Genomic DNA, 19609 nt, shown 5'->3' on the forward strand with positions numbered 1-19609 from the left:
TCATTGTGTCAAAGGATTTGTCACATTTGTTTAAATTTGTTCTAATTTGTCTTAATTTATAAATACTTTCTAGTGCTTATTACTTGTCCATTTTATATACACGCTAATATTCTATCAATGGCACCCATAACTTCATAACTAATAATATTCAATTCATTAGTTATATCATTAGCATCATTTTTATTTTCTCTAATAACATAACCTTGTTTTCAATTTTAATTTTTGAAATATCCGTTACTTAAACCATACACTGATCTATACAAACATTACCTAAAACAATTTATAATATATTCTTTATAATCACTTTTACTTTTTCCTTTAAAGCTTTAAGATAAACATCTGCATATCCTCTAGATAGTATTGCGATCACTTGTGTACCAACAGTTGCATAACTTCTTCAATAACTTATGTACGTTCCTTCTCCGACTTCTCTAAGATGAACTACATTGCTTTTAATGTTACTACCGGCCTTATTTTTTATTTTATTAAATTGATAATATCCATAAAGTATTACCACTAGTTTTACAGTATCAAAATGATATTCTTCTAAATTACTTATAGAAAACTATTTGATACATGTTTAATTCCAAATTTACTCTTCTACGCTTTTTTCTGTTTATAAAAACCTATATGTTATATACCAGTATCTAGCGCTATATGTACTTTTACAATATTTTTATTTAACATTGCAATCTCTGAGAGTTTCTTTGCATATTCTAAAGAATATACTTTCTTTTTAATATCGTACTTTAAAGCTCATCATTAAAGCTTATTAGTGTATATCCTAATATTGTTATCCTTTGTAAGCTTCTTACTTCTCTTATGTTATTTGAAATGACGTCTGAATTAGTTCATTAAAATCCATGTCTAATACTACTTATATTTAACTCACTCTTCAATCTACTAATTAACTGTAAAGTCTTCTTCACTACATTCTTTATTTTTATTAAACTCTCTATATTCTATTTTAACTCTTTCTTTGTCTTCATTATCGAAAATTTTTATTAACAATGGCTCTTTTTTAGACTTATTTATATATAGAGTAGCTTTATCCATATGATTATTGTTAGTTATTAGGTCAAAATCGACCTTTAAATATTTTAAATCTCCCCATTCTTCCTGACCCTCTGATACCTCTACAACAGGGTTCTTAAAAATTTCACTCATTACTCCTAATGGATATAAATTATCTAAGTCTCTTTTTATTTCATATTTTTCTTTCTTTTTGTTATACACCATAGTTACTTTATCTTCATTATAAAATTTAGTAAGTTCCTCTCCAAAATCTATTCTGATTCCATGATCATCACAGAATAAAACTTTAGTCTTCTCACTATATGTTCCTCTAGTATTAATTATAGTGTATTCAGCAATTGTATCGTATCTTTTCATATTTTTTACATGTTCTAATATTTCTTCATTTGTTGGATCTGTAACATGTCTAAATGATATTACTAATATTATAGATATAAACGGTATTATCATTAATAATACAGCTAATATTTTTTTCTTTATATTGCTTTTTTCTGTCTTTATGTTCTTATTTTTTTTATTTTTTATACTTTTTAATTTTTCTAAAAACTTCATGATCCCTCCACTGTTTAATTACTCATTAATACTAATATTAAACTTGGAAGAATTTTATTCTAGTTTTCACATAATTTTTCTATTGTTTTAGGTAGTTCTTCTATTATGTCTCTTGCATTTACACTATACCTAGTTTTTGATAATTCATCTCCTATATATCCATGAACATATGCACCTAAGAGAGTTCCTTCTATTATATTAAGATTTTGACCTATAAGAGAAGCTATAATTCCAGTTAAACAATCCCCCATTCCACCTGAAGCCATCTTGCTATTTCCAGTAGTATTTATAAATGCATAAGTACCATCTGTAATAACTGTATGATAACCTTTTAGTAAGACTGTAATGTTATGTTCTTTTGCAAACTTCTTTGCAATATCAATTCTATCTTTTTCAACTTCACTTATAGTCTTATTTATTAATCTAGCCATTTCGCCTGGATGAGGCGTTATTATTGTTCTCCCTTTTAGCCCTTTAATTAGGTCCTTATTTTCACTTATTATATTAAGAGCATCTGCATCTAAGACTAATTTGCAATCAGTCTTCTCTATAATCTTTTTTAAAATCATTTTACTATCTTCAGCTTTACTAAATCCTGGCCCACAAGCTATAACATCAAATCCACCTAAAGTATCTACATCCTCATACCTTGAATATTCTTGTATCATAGCTTCAGTAAGTCTGCCTTTTAATGCACTTGATACATCTTTATGTGTCAATAAAGTCACTAGCCCACTTCCAGTTCTAACGCAAGCTTCTGTAGTTATAAATGCTGCTCCACAATATTTTTCGCTACCTGCAACTATCAATATCTTTCCATAATTCCCTTTATGTCCTGATTTCTTTCTTATAGGAATCATTTTCTTATATTTATCTTTTGATAGTATGTAAGTTCTTTCACTATTTTGTTTTTTTATATAATCTGGTATATCTATATTAACTATTTTTATATCTCCAGTTAACTCTATAGCATTAGTAGACATAAACCCTCTTTTCATCACTTCAACTGTACATGTAATGTCTGCCTTTATAGCTTTTCCAAGCTCTTCTCCTGTATCAGAATCCATTCCAGATGGTATATCTATCGCTATCGTAAATTTAGAATATTTATTTATTATTTCTATTGCATGTTTATAAATACCAGAGACACTCCTATTTAAACCAATTCCAAATATAGAATCTACTATATAATCAGCTTCTATTACTTTTTCTATTATAATGTTTTTTATATCTTCTTCTCTTTCTACATTTATAATAGGAATGTTTAAATTTTTAATTATCGTCAAATTCAAATTGCAATCATTGCTTATTTTCTTTATATCTCCAACTAAAATTACCTCTACATCTTTATTTAATAGATGTAATTTCCTTGCTATTGCTAGGCCATCTCCACCATTATTCCCTATTCCACAGAAAACAACTATTTTATTTCCCATGTCTTTAATAATATTAGTTATTCCATTTGCTGCATTTTCCATTAAAACTATTGATGGAATTCCTACTTTATTAATTGTTTCATTATCTATATTTCTACAACCATATCTACTTAAAACTTCCATTCAGTTATGCCTCCTCAATTACGACAAAAGCAATGGCAGTATCTAAATCATGAGATATACTAGCATGAATATTAACTGAATTAATATTTAAATTATTTATTATTTTTTCACTTAAAGTAACTTCTGGTTTACCTAATGAGTCTCTTAACACTTCAATATCATTAAAAGCAAATCCCCTTATTCCGGTACCTAAAGCTTTACTTACTGCTTCTTTTACCGCAAAGGATCCAGCTACAGTTTCCCCTTTCAAGTTTCTACTTCTTAAAAATTCTATTTCTCTTTCAGTAAACATTCTCTCTAAAAATTTAGGGTTTCTATCTATTGCCTTTTCAACCCTATTTATTTCAATAATATCAGTTCCTATACCAACTATCATCTTAATTCATCCTTCCCTGTAACATATCATATATATTACATTTTACTATAAATCAAAGATGTTTGTTTTCTTATAACCTCACTATACTTGTACTTCTAAACATATCTTATCAAAATCACTAACGTACTCATCAGCGTAAGGTCCTATTATATCAATTAAATGAATTGGTGATACTTGATTTTCATAAAGCATCTTTAATAATGCATTGACTTTTTCTTCTATTGGTGAAATTAAATCTATTGAATCTTTAAATGAATCTATAATTAGATCTCCTTTAATATCAAGTCTTTCTATTTCTATGCCGAATACCTCTTCTTCTCCCATTAAACTCTTTATAAGCTTGTACTTATATTTCCTTTCAATTCCGTTTGTTATTCTTGAAAATACAAATTTTTCCTTAACCATGATAATCCCCCTCTATATGCCATAAATATGCCTTCTAGTAAAATATATCATAGGTATGTCGTGAAATATGTCAAAGGATGTTCTTGTAAATATTTTTTTATTGACATGTTTCGTACTTTTCTAGACGTATATCTATATTTCAACAGTCAAAGTAGTTGATAATTAACTTAAAAATACTTTTCTTGTCGACTATTGTTTAATTTAATTCATAATTAATCTCCATGGAAATTAATTCCTGTTTAATGTAAACTTTTACCACGTTATTTTTTTGTAATTTTTTGGATATATATGCATAAAAAAAAGAGCTCCCTAGCTCCTTTTTTCTCTCTCATATCCCCTAAACAACCATAATTGAAACGTGAATACGTTACCATTACCGATATTTTTATTATAACATATAATTCTCTAAAATTACAATATATTCTAACATATTTTTTAAAAGTTATAGATTAGCATATACTAATCCATAACTTTATTACTCTCTTCATGTATAATATCAGCTTCACTTCTTCTTCTACCAACAAATTTAAAATCTTCTAAAGAAACTTCAGCTATATATTTTTTAGTTCCATCTTTATCTTCATAACTTCCTGTTCTAAGTCTTCCACTTAGACTTATGTAATCACCTTTTCTAAGATACTTACATATAACCTCCGCTTTCTTTCCCCATACAGTTATAGGTATTAAATCTGATTTTCTTGTACCATCTAAAGACTTAAAACTTCTTTCTACTGCAATAATAAATTTCGAATTTACCTTTTCACTACTTTCCAGGTATCTAAGTTCAGGGTCCCTTATTAATTTTCCTAATAATACTATTTTATTCATTCTTATACCTCCTGAGCAATTATACCTAAAAGTATTTCCTTAATTGTAAATATTATTCAAGATGCAGTATTATATTTGGATAATTTTGATGGTATAATTATTATGATGGTAAATTAAGCTATAAATTATAATTGGAGGGATTACATGTCAATATTAGTTTGCGGAGGCGCTGGATACATTGGAAGCCACATGGTTGCTGAATTATTAGAAAACGGAAATGAGGTTATTATATTAGATAATCTTGAAAAGGGACATGAAGATGCACTTCTTGGTGGAAAATTATACATTGGTGATTTAAGAGATAGAAAAATACTAGATAAAATATTTAGTGAGAATAATATAGAAGCTGTAATTGATTTTGCTGCTTACTCTTTAGTTGGAGAAAGTATGACTGAACCACTAAAATATTTTAACAATAATGTTTATGGAACTATAAATCTTCTTGAGGCAATGAGAGATTATAATGTAAAATATATAGTATTCTCATCAACGGCTGCTACTTATGGAGAGCCTGACGAAATTCCAATATTAGAAGAAAGTAAGACTATACCAACAAATGCTTATGGTGAGTCAAAACTCATTGTTGAAAAAATATTAAATTGGTGCGACCATGCTTATGGAATAAAGTATACTACTCTTAGATACTTTAATGCAGCTGGTGCTCACATAAATGGAAAAATAGGTGAAGATCATTCTCCTGAAACTCATTTAATCCCACTTATCTTGGATGTTGCTTTAGGTAAGCGTGATAAAATAATGATATTTGGTGATGATTATAATACTGAGGACGGAAGTTGTATAAGAGATTATATTCATGTATCCGACTTAGCTTCTGCTCACTCACTTGCACTTGAAAGATTAATGGGTGGCGGAGAAAGTAGAATATATAATTTAGGAAATGGAACTGGCTTCTCAGTTAAAGAAATGATTGAAATCGCGAGAAAAGTTACTGGACATCCTATACCAGCTGAGGTGGCCCCTCGTAGAGCCGGAGATCCAGCAGTTCTTATAGCTTCAAGTGATAAAGCTGTAGAAGAACTTCATTGGATGCCTCAATTTAATAGCGTTGAAACAATAATAGAGACTGCTTGGAAATGGCATAAAAATCATCCTAACGGATATTCAAAATAAATTCCTAAACTTGAAATTAAATTTTGAGAAAAGAAAGAGGATATATTGTTAATATATCCTCTTTCTTTTCTCATTATCTAAAACGGAATTTAATTCTACTCCAAACATAAATACCATAGATGTTATAAAGAGCCATATCATTAAAGCAAATACTGTCCAAATGCTACCATAAAGTCTAGAATAATGACTAAAATTATTTACATAGAATGAAAAACCTAATGAAACTATCAGCCATCCAACAGTAGATATTATAGCTCCTGGTATTACAGTTCTAAATTTAATCCTTCTAGCTGGTGTTACTTTATAAATTGTAGCAAAGACTATAATCATCATAACAATTATAATTACGTATCTTAATATATTCCAAATAAAATTTATTAGATGTTCAAAAGGAAGCACCGTATTTAAAAATTTACCTATTAGGTCACCAAATACAAGCATAACAAGTGTACTAATAATTGTTAATGCTAATGCTATAACACATATAATTCCAATTATTGATCTCTTGATAAATGATCTATTTTCATCTATATTGTAAGCCTTATTAACACCTTTTGTTACGGCCCTAAATGCAGAAGAAGCAGACCAAATTGTTAATACTATTGATACCCCTAATACTCCCGTATTCTGGGAATTTACAATTTCTTCTATCGTTGTGCTAGTTAATTGAAATACTGCTGTTGGTAATATCTTTTGCAACCCATCTAACACTTCTCCAGAATTTAATTGACTGAATCCTATTAAAGTACTTAAAAAAATTAAAAAAGGAAAGAATGATAATACTAAATAATATGCTAACTGTGATGCTAAAGCAAAAATATCATCTCTCTTAACCTTAACAAATAAATATAAAAATGTGTCTATCATTGATCTGTTATTAGAATTTTTTTTCATAATCTCACCAATACTATTATTATTTTTAATGTTTCATTTTTATAATATATCATTTATTTCTCTTTGTAGCAAAATTTATTTAATTACACTTCTACTATTTTATCATCTATCTATTAATATATGTATTTATTAACGTTTTCTACTATAGTATAATTTATAATATGGTTTAAAGTAAGATTATTATACATTAATCTTCTATAAATTGGAATTTAAATGTATAATACAATATGAAAGGGAGTGTTTTATTTGTTATATACACTTGAAAACGAGTCAACTAAAATAACTGCTAGCACTTATGGTGGAGAACTTCACAATTTAATTTCAAAGAAAAATGAAATCGAATTCTTATGGAATGGTGATCCAAAGCATTGGAAATATCATTCTCCAATATTATTTCCTATAGTAGGTAAAGTCAATAACGGTGAATATAGAGCTTGTGGAGCTACATATAATCTTCCTCAGCACGGACTTGCAAGAGTTTCTGATTTTGAAATGATAGATCAAACTAAAGACTCAATAACTTTTGAGTTAAAGTATTCTAATGATACATTAAAGGTATACCCTTATAAATTTTCACTACAAATTAGATATACTCTTATTGAAAGTGGTGTTAAGGTTACTTATATAGTAAAGAATCTAGATGATAAAATAATTTACTTCTCAATTGGAGCACATCCAGCATTTTTATGTCCAATTGAAGAAAATGAAACTATGAATGATTATTATTTTGAATTCAACCAAAAAGAAACAGCCGATACTATGCTTCTTACTAAAGATGGATATTTTAATCATGAAAGAAAAGATTATTTAAATGATGAAAATATAATCCCACTAAGCAAAGAATTATTTGCAGGTGATGCGTTAGTCTTTGATAATCTAAAATCAAATAAAATATCTCTAAAATCAAAAAATCATAGTAAGTCTCTCACTATGGATTTCGAAGGATTCCCATTCATGGGTCTATGGTCTAAAGCAGAAGGAGCTCCATTTGTATGTATAGAGCCTTGGTATGGACATGCTGACTTTTCTGATTTTACTGGAGAATTCAAAGATAAGGCCGGAATAGAAAAATTAGATGTTAATGATACTTTCCAATGTAGTTATACATTAACTCTATCTGAATAATATACTTAAAATACTAGATTAAATATTAAATTAAGATAAATAAAAAAGTCCTTAAATGGACTTTTTTATTTATCTAGTTATTTATTATATTATTTATAAATGATAATTAATTAATATTCCACTCTCTTGGAAGCAAACTTTTATATTTTGATGTTAAGTATCTATCATCTACAAGCAGTGCCTTTCCTTCATCCTCTTCTGTTCTTATTACTCTTCCAACAGCCTGCAAGACTTTATTTATCCCAGGGTATATATATGCGTAATCATATCCCTTATTTTCAAAATAATCCTTGATAATTTCTCTCTCTATAGAAATCTTTGGATAACCTACACCTACAATAACAGTACCAATTAGCATATCTCCTGGAAGGTCTATTCCTTCAGAAAATATTCCTCCAAGAACAGCAAATCCAACCACATTATTATTTTCTCTAAATTCAGATATAAATCTTTCTTTATCTTCTTCATTCATTTCTCTTTCTTGAACTAACATTTTATAACCATCAAATTCTTCATTTATACTATTGATAAACATCTCTAAATAATCATATGATGGGAAAAATATCAATGAATTTCCCTTTCGCTCTTGTAGAAATCCTCTAATTTTATCTTCTATATCTTTTATAGTTCTTTCTCTAAACTTAAATCTAGTATTAGCGGGATGTACATTTGCATCAAATTTACTGCTATCAAAGGGTGATTTTAATCTTAATCTATATGAGTTATTATCACCACCAAGTAATTCAATATAGTAATCAATTGGCGATAATGTTGCTGAAAAAATTACTGTTCCTTTAATTTTCTCTGTGATAGCCTTAATCTTATCTGCTGGGTTTATACAAAATAGTGTTATGTTAACTTCATTATTATAATTTTCAACATAAGTTACATACTCATCTCCATAATACTCACTGACTCCAACAAATTTATTTATGTCAAAATATAAATCAAGCAACTCATCATAATATGGTTCACCCTTAAGCTTAATTAACAAGTCTTCACTTTCACTTATAAAATTTCTAAGATATCTATATAATTCTTTAGGCCCCTCTTTTTCATAATAACTATTTACTTCTCTACTTTCACACTCTCTTCTAATAGTTACAAAATATGAATTTATTTTATTCATTACCTTATAAAGATTTGGAACCTTTCCTTTTAACTCTCTTCTCATCTCTAAGAATTTAGACTTATTAAGTGTTGCAGAGTACATACTTCTTCCACGATCCACCAAGTTATGTCCCTCATCTATAAGTAATGCAATCTCATCGCCCATATCTTCAACTACTCTTTTAAGTCCAACCCTTTTATCAAAAATATAATTATAATCACAAATTACTCCGTCACACCAATTAATCATATCCAATGATAATTCAAATGGGCATATCTCATTTTCTTTAGCTAACTTAAGTATTAATTCTCTATCAATATTTCCACATTCTTTTAGTAAATCATATATAACATCTTTACTTTTATCATAATAATCAACTGCATACTTACACTCATCAGGGTTGCAGCTGACCTTATCATTTAAACAAACCTTTTGTTTTGCCGTTAATGTTATACTTCTGAATTTTAATCCTTCTTCTCTAAGTATATTAAGTGTATTTTCTGCTACCTGACTATTTACTGTCTTTGCAGTTAAATAAAAAATCTTTTCTTTTATTCCTTCTCCTACAGACTTTATAGAAGGAAATAATGTAGATATTGTTTTCCCTATCCCTGTTGGTGCTTGAGCGAAAAGTAACTTTCCCTCCCTCATAGTTCCATAAACAGCACGTGCAAGTTTTAGTTGACCTTCTCTGTATGATTCAAATGGAAATTCTAATTGCTTTATTGAATCATTTCTACTCTCTCTATGATTAACAGATAAAACCACATACTTCTCATACTTTCTTATTATTTCATCCAGAAATATCTCTAGTTCTTTCATTGTATAATTTCTTCTAAAGCTTTTTACTTCATTGCTTTCTAATTGATAGTAACTTAATTGTATTTCAATACTCTCTAATTTATTTTGAATAGAATAAATATATCCATATACTTTAGCTTGAGCCCAATGAAGTTCATTAGAATCATCAATTTCTAACAATGGTCTATATGTAGATTTTATTTCTTCTATTATTACACTTGATTCTTCATATATTATTCCATCAGCTCTTCCTTCAATTTTCAAAATAAAATCTTCAAGTTCAAACTCATTACCTAAATAAACTTCTCGTTCATATTTATCAAATATTTCTTCGTTGCTTTTTTGAAGCTTTTGATGAGCTCTTATTCCTTCAACAGCTCTTTTCGATGTAGAAAATCTACTATCAATACTTCCACTCTTAAGTATAAATTCTACAAGACCTCTTACAGACTCTCTTATAATTTCTTTACTCATAGCATTTTCCCCTCAAATTTAACCTTGATTATAATTATATCTTACTTTTCAAATTTACTCATAACATTAGACAAATTATTTATGCTATTAGTTAGTGTTTCAAGCTTTCCTTCTATTCTTATAAGCAAATATAATGAAATAGCAATAGGAAACCCTACATTACTAGCAACTTCGATGAAACTTTCCATATTATCATCCCTCCTTATAAATTATAAATATGCAACTTTATAAATTTACAAGAAAAATATTTAAAATATAAAAAAGATGATGTACCAACATCATCTCTATAATTTAATCTTCGTGATATTCATTTACTATCTTTTGTACCAACTTTTTGATTACACTTGCTTGAGCTATTAAAGATAGTACTAATAAGAAAGTTCTAATTCTTTCTTCTTCATTACCATTTAAACTTAATTTTTTAACTATTTCATCTAGTCTTTCTTCTGTATCTACAGATGTTGATAAAAATGAATCTAAGCTTTCTTTCTGAGTTTCTGCAAACATTTTATATGCTGTTTCCCATGATATGATATCATCAGTTCTATCATTAATTTCATTAAATGCTAAGCTAAATACTTTCTTTATTTCTTCCGTAGTAAGTATAGGTCTCATATAACTAAGTAGCACTAATTGAACTAAATGTATTTTAGTATATCCTCTTTTCTTGCCATCTTCAGGTTTTGTTATGACTTCACTCTTAATATAATTTTGAACTATATTATTAGTATATTTATCATCAGCAAATTTATCGTTTAAATAATCAATAACCTGAGATAAAAATAAATCATATTTTGGCAAATCATCATAAGAAATCATACTTCCTTTAGACATTTCTTCAGCAAGTTCATTAATATAATCTGCATTAATTTTGTTACTCATCGATCTTCACCTTTACCTCCATATAAGTCTTAATATTATTATATAGTATAGATAAACTTATTACAAGTTACTTTTACCATTATTATATTTTATTCTTTCCCTATTACATATATTTAAACATATATTTACACATATTTTTTTCGCAAACACCATTTAATTAAATTATTTTATGATATTTATAGATTTTTTTAGTATGCATATACTCAATTTATATTATTTTTCAACAAATTTTTATATTTTCGGACTTTTATTTCACTATTTTTTATCCATTAATTCTATATGATTCAAAATTTTTGCACCTTTTTTACAAAAATTTTTGTATTTTATTAATATTTTTTCCTTTTAACCCTTGTAAACAAGCCATTTTTAGTTTTATAATAGTTGAGTACCAAAATTTAATTTGTAAACTATTGACATTTCTAGAATTTGGTAGTATATTAATTATTGTAGTATTTAATAGTAAATTTTGTAGTTTAATAAAACTTAATATTTTTACTGTTGACTTTAAATTACAATTTTGGTAAGATAACATAGTAAATTGTCGAATATTGATGAATTTTGCAATTTTACGATTAATGTATAATTTGAGGAGGAAACTTTTATGAAATCAACAGGTGTAGTTAGAAGAGTAGATGAACTAGGAAGAATAGTTATTCCAATAGAGTTAAGAAGAACTCTAGATATAGCAGAAAAAGATGCTTTAGAAATATATGTAGACGGTGAGCAAATCATCCTTAAGAAGTATGAGCCAGCTTGTATCTTCTGTGGAGATGCTAGAGATGTTGTTAACTATAAAGGAAAGAACATCTGCAAAAACTGTTTAGCTGAATTAAAGAGATAATATGACTTAAAATACAAACTATATTCCCCTAAAATATATTTTGTATATTATAATAAGAAAGTCACTGAGACGGACTCAGTGACTTTTTATTATATTACAATTTATATATTTGTAGAATATTTATATATTTCGTTCTTAGCTACTTTCCTATCCTTTGCAACCTTTTTTATTGCATCCTTTTTACTAAAACCTTCTTCTATATATTTAACTATATGTTCTTCTATAGAAAGTTCTTCAAATTCAGCTCTTTTTTCTTTTTCTATTTCTTCTTCACTTAACCCATCAAGTACAAGAACAAACTCCCCTCTTGGTGAATTATTATTGAAATGTTCTATTACTTCTGACAAATTCCCTCTAACTATTTCCTCATGTAGTTTTGTAAGTTCTCTACAGGCTGCAATATTTCTATCTCCGAAATTATTTAATAGAAAATCTAATGTACTTAGTAATCTATGAGGTGCCTCATAAAATATTAAAGTTTCTTTTCTATCTTTTAATTCTTCAACTATAACCTTTCTTGATTTAGTGTCTCTTGGAATAAATCCCTTAAACATAAAAGCTGAACTATCTAATCCTGAATATATTAATGCAGTTGCAAAAGCTGTAGCCCCTGGAAGAACTTCAAATTCTAAGCCTTCTTCAATACATTTTTTTACTATAACGCTTCCTGGATCTGAAATTCCTGGCATACCAGCATCACTTACCAATGCAATTTGCTCTCCACTTTTTAATCTATCTAATATTTCACCACTTTTACCTTGCTCATTATGCATATGGTAACTTATTAATGTTTTTTTCAAATTAAAATGATTTAGTAATTTTATTGTTTGCCTTGTATCTTCTGCTGCAACAACATCTGCATTTTCTAAAACTTCTAGCGCTCTTAATGTTATATCTTTTAAATTTCCTATCGGAGTAGGAACTAAGTATAATTTCCCATTACTCATTATTTGTTATTCTCTCCTCTGCCATAGATTCTATTTATTTCATCTGAATAACTTCCATCTTCATTATATACATATATTGGAGCATCCCATTTTAAGAATGATCCCCCATCTCTTTGACCTTCAACTAATACTATATTAGGAGCTTTATTCTTATTTGGATGTACCATTCTTATTCTTTTTGGCTCTATTTTATATTTTCTCATCAGAGTAATTATATCTGCAAGCCTTTCAGGTCTATGAACCATAAATAATCTTCCATTATCCTTTAATAGAATTCTTGATGCCTCTATTACATTTTCTAAATTACATAATACTTCATGTCTAGCAATAGATAATTTGTCTGAAGGATTTACTATTCCAGCATTGTTTAATTTATATGGAGGATTAACAGTTATTACATCAGCCTTTTCTACTGTTTTTAAAAAATCTATATCCTTTAAATCTCTATGTATAAATTCAATATTGTAAGTTTCATTTAGCTTTACACTTCTATTTGCCATTTCAACCATATCTTCTTGTACTTCTATTCCTTTTATACTGCTTGGATTGTACTTTCCATATAATAAAAATGGTATTATTCCCGTTCCAGTACAGAGATCAATAACCTTATGCTTCTTTTTTACATTTGCAAAATCTGATAATAAGACTGCATCTACTCCAAATTTAAAACCATCTGTTTTTTGTATAAGCATCAATCCATTTAATTGTAAGTCATCAATATTCTCATTATTTTTTATTTCAACATTATTATTTATTGCCATATTTACTCATCCTTCTATATCTGAATTTCTTTTTAATTATACATTATTAAAATTCACTTCACAACTTCAGTAATATTGTTCCTTTTACTGCATATAATATTTGTATAATAACAAAAGACCTTAGAAAATTCTAAGGTCTCTTTAATGTATTCAAATACTCTAATTTAATATTCTTCTTGCTCCGTAGAAGCTCCAGATTGGTGATACTTTAACTACATCTCCTGTACGAGGTGCATGTATGATATTACCATTACCTACATATATTCCAACGTGTCCTGTATGTGGGAATACTAAGTCTCCTGGCTTAAGCTCATCTCTTGATACAGCTCTTCCTGCTCCGATTTGATCATATGTTGTTCTACCAATGTATATTCCTGTTGCCTTGCTATAAACATAGCTTGTAAATCCAGAACAGTCAAATGTGCTAGGTCCTGTTGCACCATAAACATATGGTTTTCCTAATTGTGCATAGGCCATATTTAATACAGCTTGTACACTACCTGATTGAGTGCTACCGCCGTTTGATGATGATCCACCATTTGATGATCCGCCACCATTATTTGATGATCCAGCACCTGCTGATCCACCTCTATTTGGAGCACTTTGTGAAGCTTGAGCTGCTTGTGCTGCTGCTTGTTTTTCTGAAATTGCATTTTGTCCTTTTGTTATAGCTGCATTGATTTCTTCAATTACAGTTGGACTCTTTATTTGATTATTTTTAATATCTTTTAATTGTGATACTGCACCCTTTAAATCATCAATTGAACTATTTGAGTTGTTTATAACATTTAATTGTGGTTCTATTATTTGTCTTTCCATCTTTGAAAGATACTTAGAATCGAATTCCTTTTGAGCTGCTTTAGCATCATCTGCTAATTTTTCTTGATCACTCTTTAATTGTTCGAATTTACCTAATTCTTGTTGAGTCTCAGTGTTTAATTGCTCAAGTTTCTTACTCTTATCTTGAAGAGATGTCATTTTACTATCTAAGCTCTTTTGATTTGCAATTAGCTCGTCCACAACATTCTTATCAAGTTCTACTAATCTATTTGCAGAGTCTAATCTACTTATAAAATCTGAGAAACTATCTGCGCCAAAGATTAATGAAAGGTAACCAGTTTGTCCACCTGACTTATAAAGTTCTCTAAGTCTTCCTCCAAGAACTTCTTCTTGACTTTTCATTTTCTCTTTAGTCTGTTCCATTTCTTTTTGAGTAGTTTCTATTTCTTTCTTAGTGTTAGAAATTTCAACTTTATTATTTTGCACTTTTTGTACTAGTGGTTCTATTTTAACGTTTAAATCATCTATTTTATGTTGTATATCTGATATTTTTGCACCTAATTCTGTGTATTCATCCCTTACTTGATTTACCTCAGTGTTAGTTGGAGTAGCATATGCTGGTATAGCAGAACTTACAACTAACATGCCTGCAATAACTGCAGCAACAATCTTCTTTCTCATGAGTATATCGGTTCTTTATGAACCTACCCCCCTTTCAAATTCTGTGTTTCTTACTAGAAATACATTTAATATTATATCATCACATCTTTAATGGTACAACCTCAATTATTACATATTCCTTAAAGTCAACCATTTTTTTAAAACAATTTTGTAAATATATATCATAATTGATATTGTTTACATCGGCTTGTATCAATTATCATACAACTATTTCCAAATATATTTTTTTATAAGATGCTTCAACTAAGCCCTGTTAGTAATTATATATCTCTAGATAACTTGACCTTTATTTATTATAATTTATAACTTCTTACCTTAATACATAAGAAGTAAAATTATTTAAACCCTGTTTATTTAATATAAATTTTCTCTCGATTAACACCTTGTTATAGATATTATATTTATATAATATCATAAACATTACAAAATTGTAATGTTTTTTTTAATAAAAAGTAAACGAAGTTGACAATTGTACTATTTTTGCATATAATATAATATGTTGTAACGGGGTGTGGCGCAGATGGTAGCGCGCATGGTTTGGGACCATGAGGTCGCAGGTTCGAGACCTGTCACCCCGACCACAAAAAGACTATGAGTTAGCTCATAGTCTTTTTTTATTTCTATATTTATTCTATTTATATTTATAAATTTTCTTTTTCATCATATCTTTCAGTATATTCCCTATCTGAGCTTGCAGCCTTACATAAAGCTAAAGTTACTATAACAACTAAAACATATCCTAAGCCAAACCACATCATATCTTATTCCCTCTCTTTATAATATTTCAGCATTATAAGTATTATTATTGTCAAAAATATAAATAATATAAACATATTGAGTAAAAGTTTTTAGGAGTGAAATTTATGCATAAAAAATATAATGATATATTAAATAAACTTATTTCTTCTTATTATAATAATACATTTGATGAAGAAATCAATAAAATTATTAAATCTGAAGAATATTCTGAAGAAGAAATTAAATCAATAATCTCATCTTTATGTGGTGTCTCTGTTAAATCAGATGGTGATTATATTTATAATCTAAAGAAAGCTATTACAGATTATTCTGTTAAAAGTAAGCTCGTTGAAAAAATCTCAAAATGTAGTTCTTCTTGCCATACAGGTAATGATGGAAAAACAGCTTGCCAAAGGTCATGTCCTTTTGATGCGATTTTAAAAGATCCAATTTCAAATAATACATATATTGATACTGATTTATGCACTGATTGTGGAGTATGCGTTACTACTTGCCATGACGGAAGATATCTTGACAAAATAGAACTTATACCACTGTTAGACTTACTAAAAAATAATACTAAAGTTATTGCAGCCGTTGCTCCCGCTATAATTGGTCAGTTTGGAGACACTATTACTATGGATCAATTAAGAACAGCTTTCATAAAAATGGGATTTACAGATATGATAGAAGTTGCTTTTGCTGCTGATATGCTTACAATAAAAGAAGCTTTTGAGTTCAATCATCACGTAAATAGCACAGATGATCTATTAATTACTTCTTGCTGCTGTCCAATGTGGATTGGAATGATTAAGGGTGTATATAATGATTTAGTCAAACATGTCACTCCTTCAGTATCACCAATGATTGCTGCTGCAAGAGTAATCAAAACATTGAATGAAGACGTTAAAGTAGTATTCATAGGACCTTGCATAGCAAAAAAAGCTGAAGCAAGAGAAAAAGACCTAATTGGTGATGTAGACTTAGTTCTTACCTTTGAAGAGTTACAAGGTTTATTTAATACTCTTAATATTGACCCAGCTTCGCTACCAGAAACAATTTCAGATGAGTATACTTCTAGAGGCGGTAGAATTTATGCACGAGCAAATGGAGTGACAACTGCTATTTCTGAAGCTGTATCTGAATTATTCCCTGAAAAATCCAGTTTATTTATAGGTAAAAATGCTAGTGGAGTAAAAGAGTGCAAAGCATTATTAAATGAAGTCATAGATTCTTCATGCGATTATAATTTCATAGAAGGTATGGGGTGTGTTGGCGGATGCGTTGGTGGACCTAAACGTATAATTGCAGTTGAGGAAGGAACAAAAGCGGTTACAGACTTTGCATATTCATCTCCAATAAAAATAGCTACACATAGTGATATATTGGTAGATTTATTTAAAAGACTTGGAATCGAAAATTTTGAAGACTTACTTGATGCAGAAAAAACTAAGATTTTTCATAGAACTTTTTAGAAAACATAGCATATAACTAAATATACTTGTATAATTACTGTAGGATAAGACTTTATTCTACAGTTTATTTTTAGCTTTAAAAGGGGGCAGAATATGTTTAATAACGTAAAAGCAGCAATATTTGATTTAGATGGAACTTTAATTGATTCTATGTGGGTTTGGGAACAAATAGATATGGATTATCTTGGTGAAAAAAATATAGAGGTGCCAGAAAATTTAAATGATGAAATTGGCCACTTAAGTTTTAATCAAGTTGCTGTATATTTTAAGGAAAGATTCAAATTAGAAGATTCCTTAGACGAAATAAAGAAATCATGGAGTGATATGGCTTACCATCACTATTCAACAGATATAAAATTAAAAAATGGTGTAATAGAATTTTTTAATTTCTTAAAAGAATCAAACATTAAAATAGGATTGGCTACTAGCAATTCTCTTCATCTTTTAGAAGCTGTTTTAAAAAATAACGGAATATATGATTATTTTGATTCAATAACTATTACAGATGAAGTATCAGTTGGAAAACATGAACCTGATGTATATCTTCTTGCATCAAAAAAATTGGGGGTATCTCCTGAAGAATGTGTTGTATTCGAAGATATTATCCAAGCTGTTAAGGGAGCAAAAAAGGCAGGAATGAAAGTTATAGGTGTGGAAGATACTCGAAGCTTAAATGATAAAAATGAGATACTTTTAGTAGCTGATAATTTTATTGCTGATTTTCGTGAAATTATACCTCAAGAAATAGTAGTTTAATTGATATTAGTTTTATATATAACAAAAAGGTAATTTTCTAATGAAAATTACCTTTTTAAATTACTTAATATTACTTTCTAGTAACTCCGTATTTAGCTTCTAATTCTTTTAATACATCTAAGTATTTTCTTTGTTGTCTTTCTTGGATTAATTGTTGAACAACTGCATCTTTCACTTCTTCAAATGATTTTGTTTTTGGCTCATTTTTAGCATCAACTAAGATTAAGTGATATCCAAATTGAGTCTTAACTGGTTCTGTAACTTTTCCAATTTCTGCTTCAAATGCAGCATTTTCAAATTCTGGAACCATCATTCCTCTAGCAAATGCTCCAAGGTTTCCTCCTTGTTCCTTTGATGGACAGCTTGAATATTTCATAGCTGCTTCTTCAAAGCTCATTCCGTTGTCTATTTCTTCTTTTATCTTAACAGCATCGCCTTCATTTTCAACTAATATATGCTTAGCTGAAACAGTAGCTTGTTCTTCAAATTGTTCCTTATGAGCATCGTAGTATTCTTTAGCTTCTTCATCAGTAACTGTTACATCTGATAAGATTTTTCCGATAGTCATTTGAGTTAATATTTCTTTAGCTAAACGCTTAACTGTTTCTTTGTATTCTTCAGTTTCGTCTAATTTTAACTCTTCACCTAATTTGCTCATTAATTCAAAAGAAATAACTTGTTCTAATAATTGTTTCTTACCTTGTTCACTTTCGAACATCATTCTTCTATCTTCTGGGTACTTTGATATTATTTCATTTAATTCTTTTTCAGTTATTTCTTGTGAACCAACTGTTGCTAATACTTTATTTTCCATTTTAAAATCTCCTTTTCTACTGTAATTTATTCTACTATCTAATTCTATCAATATATATATCATTTAACAATCTAAATAGCAGAACTTAAACATTTATTGTAAATTTTTTATTCATTCATTAATTTTGTCCACAGTTTTTATATCTTTTGTGGATAATATCCACAGTTCACATTGCGTTCTGTGCATAATTTTTAAAATTCTTTTGTATCACTTACTATTATTTTTTGCATTTGGGCAAATAAAAAAAGATGTTCTTATCTTGAACATCTTTTTATTTGGTGGAGATAAAGAGATTCGAACTCTTGACCCCCTGCGTGCAAGGCAGGTGCTCTCCCAACTGAGCTATACCCCCATATATGGTGGCTCGAGTAGGAATCGAACCTACGACACGCGGATCTTCAATCCGCTGCTCTACCAACTGAGCTATCGAGCCACACTTACCTGGCAACGTCCTACTCTCCCACACAGTCTCCCGTGCAGTACCATCGGCGCTATAGAGCTTAACTTTCCTGTTCGGAATGGGAAGGAGTGTTTCCTCTATGCCATCATCACCAGATTTCAGATTATTCTCTGAAAATTGCACATGAATTTTTGTTGATCGCTTTTTCTATTGGTCAAGCCCTCGACCTATTAGTATCGGTCA

18 protein-coding genes, 3 tRNA genes and 1 rRNA gene are annotated in these 19609 nt (G+C 28.8%); 6 read left to right on the forward strand and 16 right to left on the reverse strand.

Going from position 1 to position 19609, the window contains the following annotated elements; genetic code table 11:
• Positions 1 to 903: 903 nt before the first annotated feature.
• From ACQPUW_RS13750 to ACQPUW_RS13770, 5 genes are all read right to left on the reverse strand, one after another.
• Positions 904 to 1587, reverse strand: a complete 684-nt coding sequence (locus ACQPUW_RS13750; RefSeq protein ID WP_430838067.1) for a germination lipoprotein GerS-related protein — start codon at positions 1585 to 1587, stop codon at positions 904 to 906.
• 59 nt (positions 1588 to 1646) lie between these two features.
• A complete protein-coding gene (locus ACQPUW_RS13755; RefSeq protein WP_430838068.1) occupies positions 1647 to 3146 on the reverse strand; it encodes an NAD(P)H-hydrate dehydratase in 1500 nt (499 codons plus the stop codon).
• A 4-nt stretch (positions 3147 to 3150) separates the two neighbouring features.
• Positions 3151 to 3522, reverse strand: coding sequence for a holo-ACP synthase (gene acpS, locus ACQPUW_RS13760; RefSeq protein WP_430838069.1), 372 nt, complete (start codon positions 3520 to 3522; stop codon positions 3151 to 3153).
• 81 nt (positions 3523 to 3603) lie between these two features.
• Positions 3604 to 3927, reverse strand: coding sequence for a DUF6514 family protein (locus tag ACQPUW_RS13765; protein WP_430838070.1), 324 nt, complete (start codon positions 3925 to 3927; stop codon positions 3604 to 3606).
• A 459-nt stretch (positions 3928 to 4386) separates the two neighbouring features.
• Positions 4387 to 4755 carry a single-stranded DNA-binding protein gene (locus ACQPUW_RS13770; protein ID WP_430838071.1) on the reverse strand — a complete coding sequence of 123 codons (369 nt, stop codon included), beginning with the start codon at positions 4753 to 4755 and terminating at the stop codon, positions 4387 to 4389.
• Between the two features lie 144 nt (positions 4756 to 4899).
• On the opposite strand from ACQPUW_RS13770, the gene galE reads away from it, so the two are divergent.
• Positions 4900 to 5886, forward strand: coding sequence for a UDP-glucose 4-epimerase GalE (gene galE / locus ACQPUW_RS13775; protein WP_430838072.1), 987 nt, complete (start codon positions 4900 to 4902; stop codon positions 5884 to 5886).
• A 48-nt stretch (positions 5887 to 5934) separates the two neighbouring features.
• Here galE and ACQPUW_RS13780 read toward each other — a convergent pair whose 3' ends face one another.
• Positions 5935 to 6780, reverse strand: a complete 846-nt coding sequence (locus tag ACQPUW_RS13780; RefSeq protein ID WP_430838073.1) for a YihY/virulence factor BrkB family protein — start codon at positions 6778 to 6780, stop codon at positions 5935 to 5937.
• Between the two features lie 246 nt (positions 6781 to 7026).
• Between ACQPUW_RS13780 and ACQPUW_RS13785 the strand changes: the two genes are divergently transcribed.
• Entirely contained in the window at positions 7027 to 7905 is an 879-nt protein-coding gene (locus tag ACQPUW_RS13785) for an aldose 1-epimerase family protein (RefSeq protein WP_430838074.1), read from the forward strand.
• A gap of 106 nt (positions 7906 to 8011) precedes the next feature.
• Here the strand turns inward: ACQPUW_RS13785 and ACQPUW_RS13790 are convergent, their stop codons facing one another.
• From ACQPUW_RS13790 to ACQPUW_RS13800, 3 genes are all read right to left on the reverse strand, one after another.
• Positions 8012 to 10291, reverse strand: coding sequence for an ATP-dependent DNA helicase (locus ACQPUW_RS13790; RefSeq protein WP_430838075.1), 2280 nt, complete (start codon positions 10289 to 10291; stop codon positions 8012 to 8014).
• Positions 10292 to 10332: 41 nt separating this feature from the next.
• Positions 10333 to 10479 carry a YvrJ family protein gene (locus ACQPUW_RS13795; RefSeq protein ID WP_204594053.1) on the reverse strand — a complete coding sequence of 49 codons (147 nt, stop codon included), beginning with the start codon at positions 10477 to 10479 and terminating at the stop codon, positions 10333 to 10335.
• Between the two features lie 103 nt (positions 10480 to 10582).
• Positions 10583 to 11173, reverse strand: coding sequence for a DUF1836 domain-containing protein (locus ACQPUW_RS13800; protein ID WP_430838076.1), 591 nt, complete (start codon positions 11171 to 11173; stop codon positions 10583 to 10585).
• Positions 11174 to 11774: 601 nt separating this feature from the next.
• Between ACQPUW_RS13800 and ACQPUW_RS13805 the strand changes: the two genes are divergently transcribed.
• The gene (locus tag ACQPUW_RS13805; RefSeq protein WP_039311870.1) at positions 11775 to 12014 is read left to right on the forward strand and encodes an AbrB/MazE/SpoVT family DNA-binding domain-containing protein; all 240 of its coding nucleotides are present in this window, start codon (positions 11775 to 11777) and stop codon (positions 12012 to 12014) included.
• A 101-nt stretch (positions 12015 to 12115) separates the two neighbouring features.
• Here ACQPUW_RS13805 and rsmI read toward each other — a convergent pair whose 3' ends face one another.
• The 3 genes from rsmI to ACQPUW_RS13820 all read right to left on the reverse strand — a co-directional run bounded on the left by rsmI (position 12116) and on the right by ACQPUW_RS13820 (position 15183).
• Positions 12116 to 12961: a 16S rRNA (cytidine(1402)-2'-O)-methyltransferase gene (gene rsmI, locus ACQPUW_RS13810; RefSeq protein WP_430838077.1), complete on the reverse strand. Its 846-nt coding sequence runs from the start codon at positions 12959 to 12961 to the stop codon at positions 12116 to 12118.
• Positions 12961 to 13722 (reverse strand): tRNA1(Val) (adenine(37)-N6)-methyltransferase, encoded by a 762-nt coding sequence (locus ACQPUW_RS13815; RefSeq protein ID WP_430838078.1) that lies wholly within the window; start codon positions 13720 to 13722, stop codon positions 12961 to 12963. Before ACQPUW_RS13815 ends, rsmI begins: the two co-directional genes overlap by 1 nt.
• Before the next feature lie 159 nt (positions 13723 to 13881).
• A complete protein-coding gene (locus ACQPUW_RS13820; protein WP_430838079.1) occupies positions 13882 to 15183 on the reverse strand; it encodes an NlpC/P60 family protein in 1302 nt (433 codons plus the stop codon).
• A 505-nt stretch (positions 15184 to 15688) separates the two neighbouring features.
• Here ACQPUW_RS13820 and ACQPUW_RS13825 point away from each other — a divergent pair.
• The 3 genes from ACQPUW_RS13825 (at position 15689) to ACQPUW_RS13835 (ending at position 18152) form a co-directional block, all read left to right on the forward strand.
• Positions 15689 to 15764, forward strand: a tRNA-Pro gene (locus ACQPUW_RS13825).
• Between the two features lie 282 nt (positions 15765 to 16046).
• Entirely contained in the window at positions 16047 to 17396 is a 1350-nt protein-coding gene (locus ACQPUW_RS13830; protein ID WP_430838080.1) for a [Fe-Fe] hydrogenase large subunit C-terminal domain-containing protein, read from the forward strand.
• 93 nt (positions 17397 to 17489) lie between these two features.
• Positions 17490 to 18152 (forward strand): HAD family hydrolase, encoded by a 663-nt coding sequence (locus tag ACQPUW_RS13835; protein ID WP_430838081.1) that lies wholly within the window; start codon positions 17490 to 17492, stop codon positions 18150 to 18152.
• A gap of 70 nt (positions 18153 to 18222) precedes the next feature.
• Here the strand turns inward: ACQPUW_RS13835 and ACQPUW_RS13840 are convergent, their stop codons facing one another.
• From ACQPUW_RS13840 to rrf, 4 genes are all read right to left on the reverse strand, one after another.
• Positions 18223 to 18966, reverse strand: a complete 744-nt coding sequence (locus ACQPUW_RS13840; RefSeq protein ID WP_430838082.1) for a peptidylprolyl isomerase — start codon at positions 18964 to 18966, stop codon at positions 18223 to 18225.
• 276 nt (positions 18967 to 19242) lie between these two features.
• A tRNA-Ala gene (locus tag ACQPUW_RS13845) sits at positions 19243 to 19318 on the reverse strand.
• A gap of 5 nt (positions 19319 to 19323) precedes the next feature.
• Positions 19324 to 19399, reverse strand: a tRNA-Phe gene (locus ACQPUW_RS13850).
• Between the two features lie 6 nt (positions 19400 to 19405).
• Positions 19406 to 19522: ribosomal RNA gene (gene rrf / locus ACQPUW_RS13855) — 5S ribosomal RNA — on the reverse strand.
• Positions 19523 to 19609: the final 87 nt, after the last annotated feature.

It is taken from the genome of Clostridium sardiniense, from assembly GCF_050584765.1.
Taxonomy (GTDB): domain Bacteria; phylum Bacillota; class Clostridia; order Clostridiales; family Clostridiaceae; genus Clostridium; species Clostridium sardiniense_A.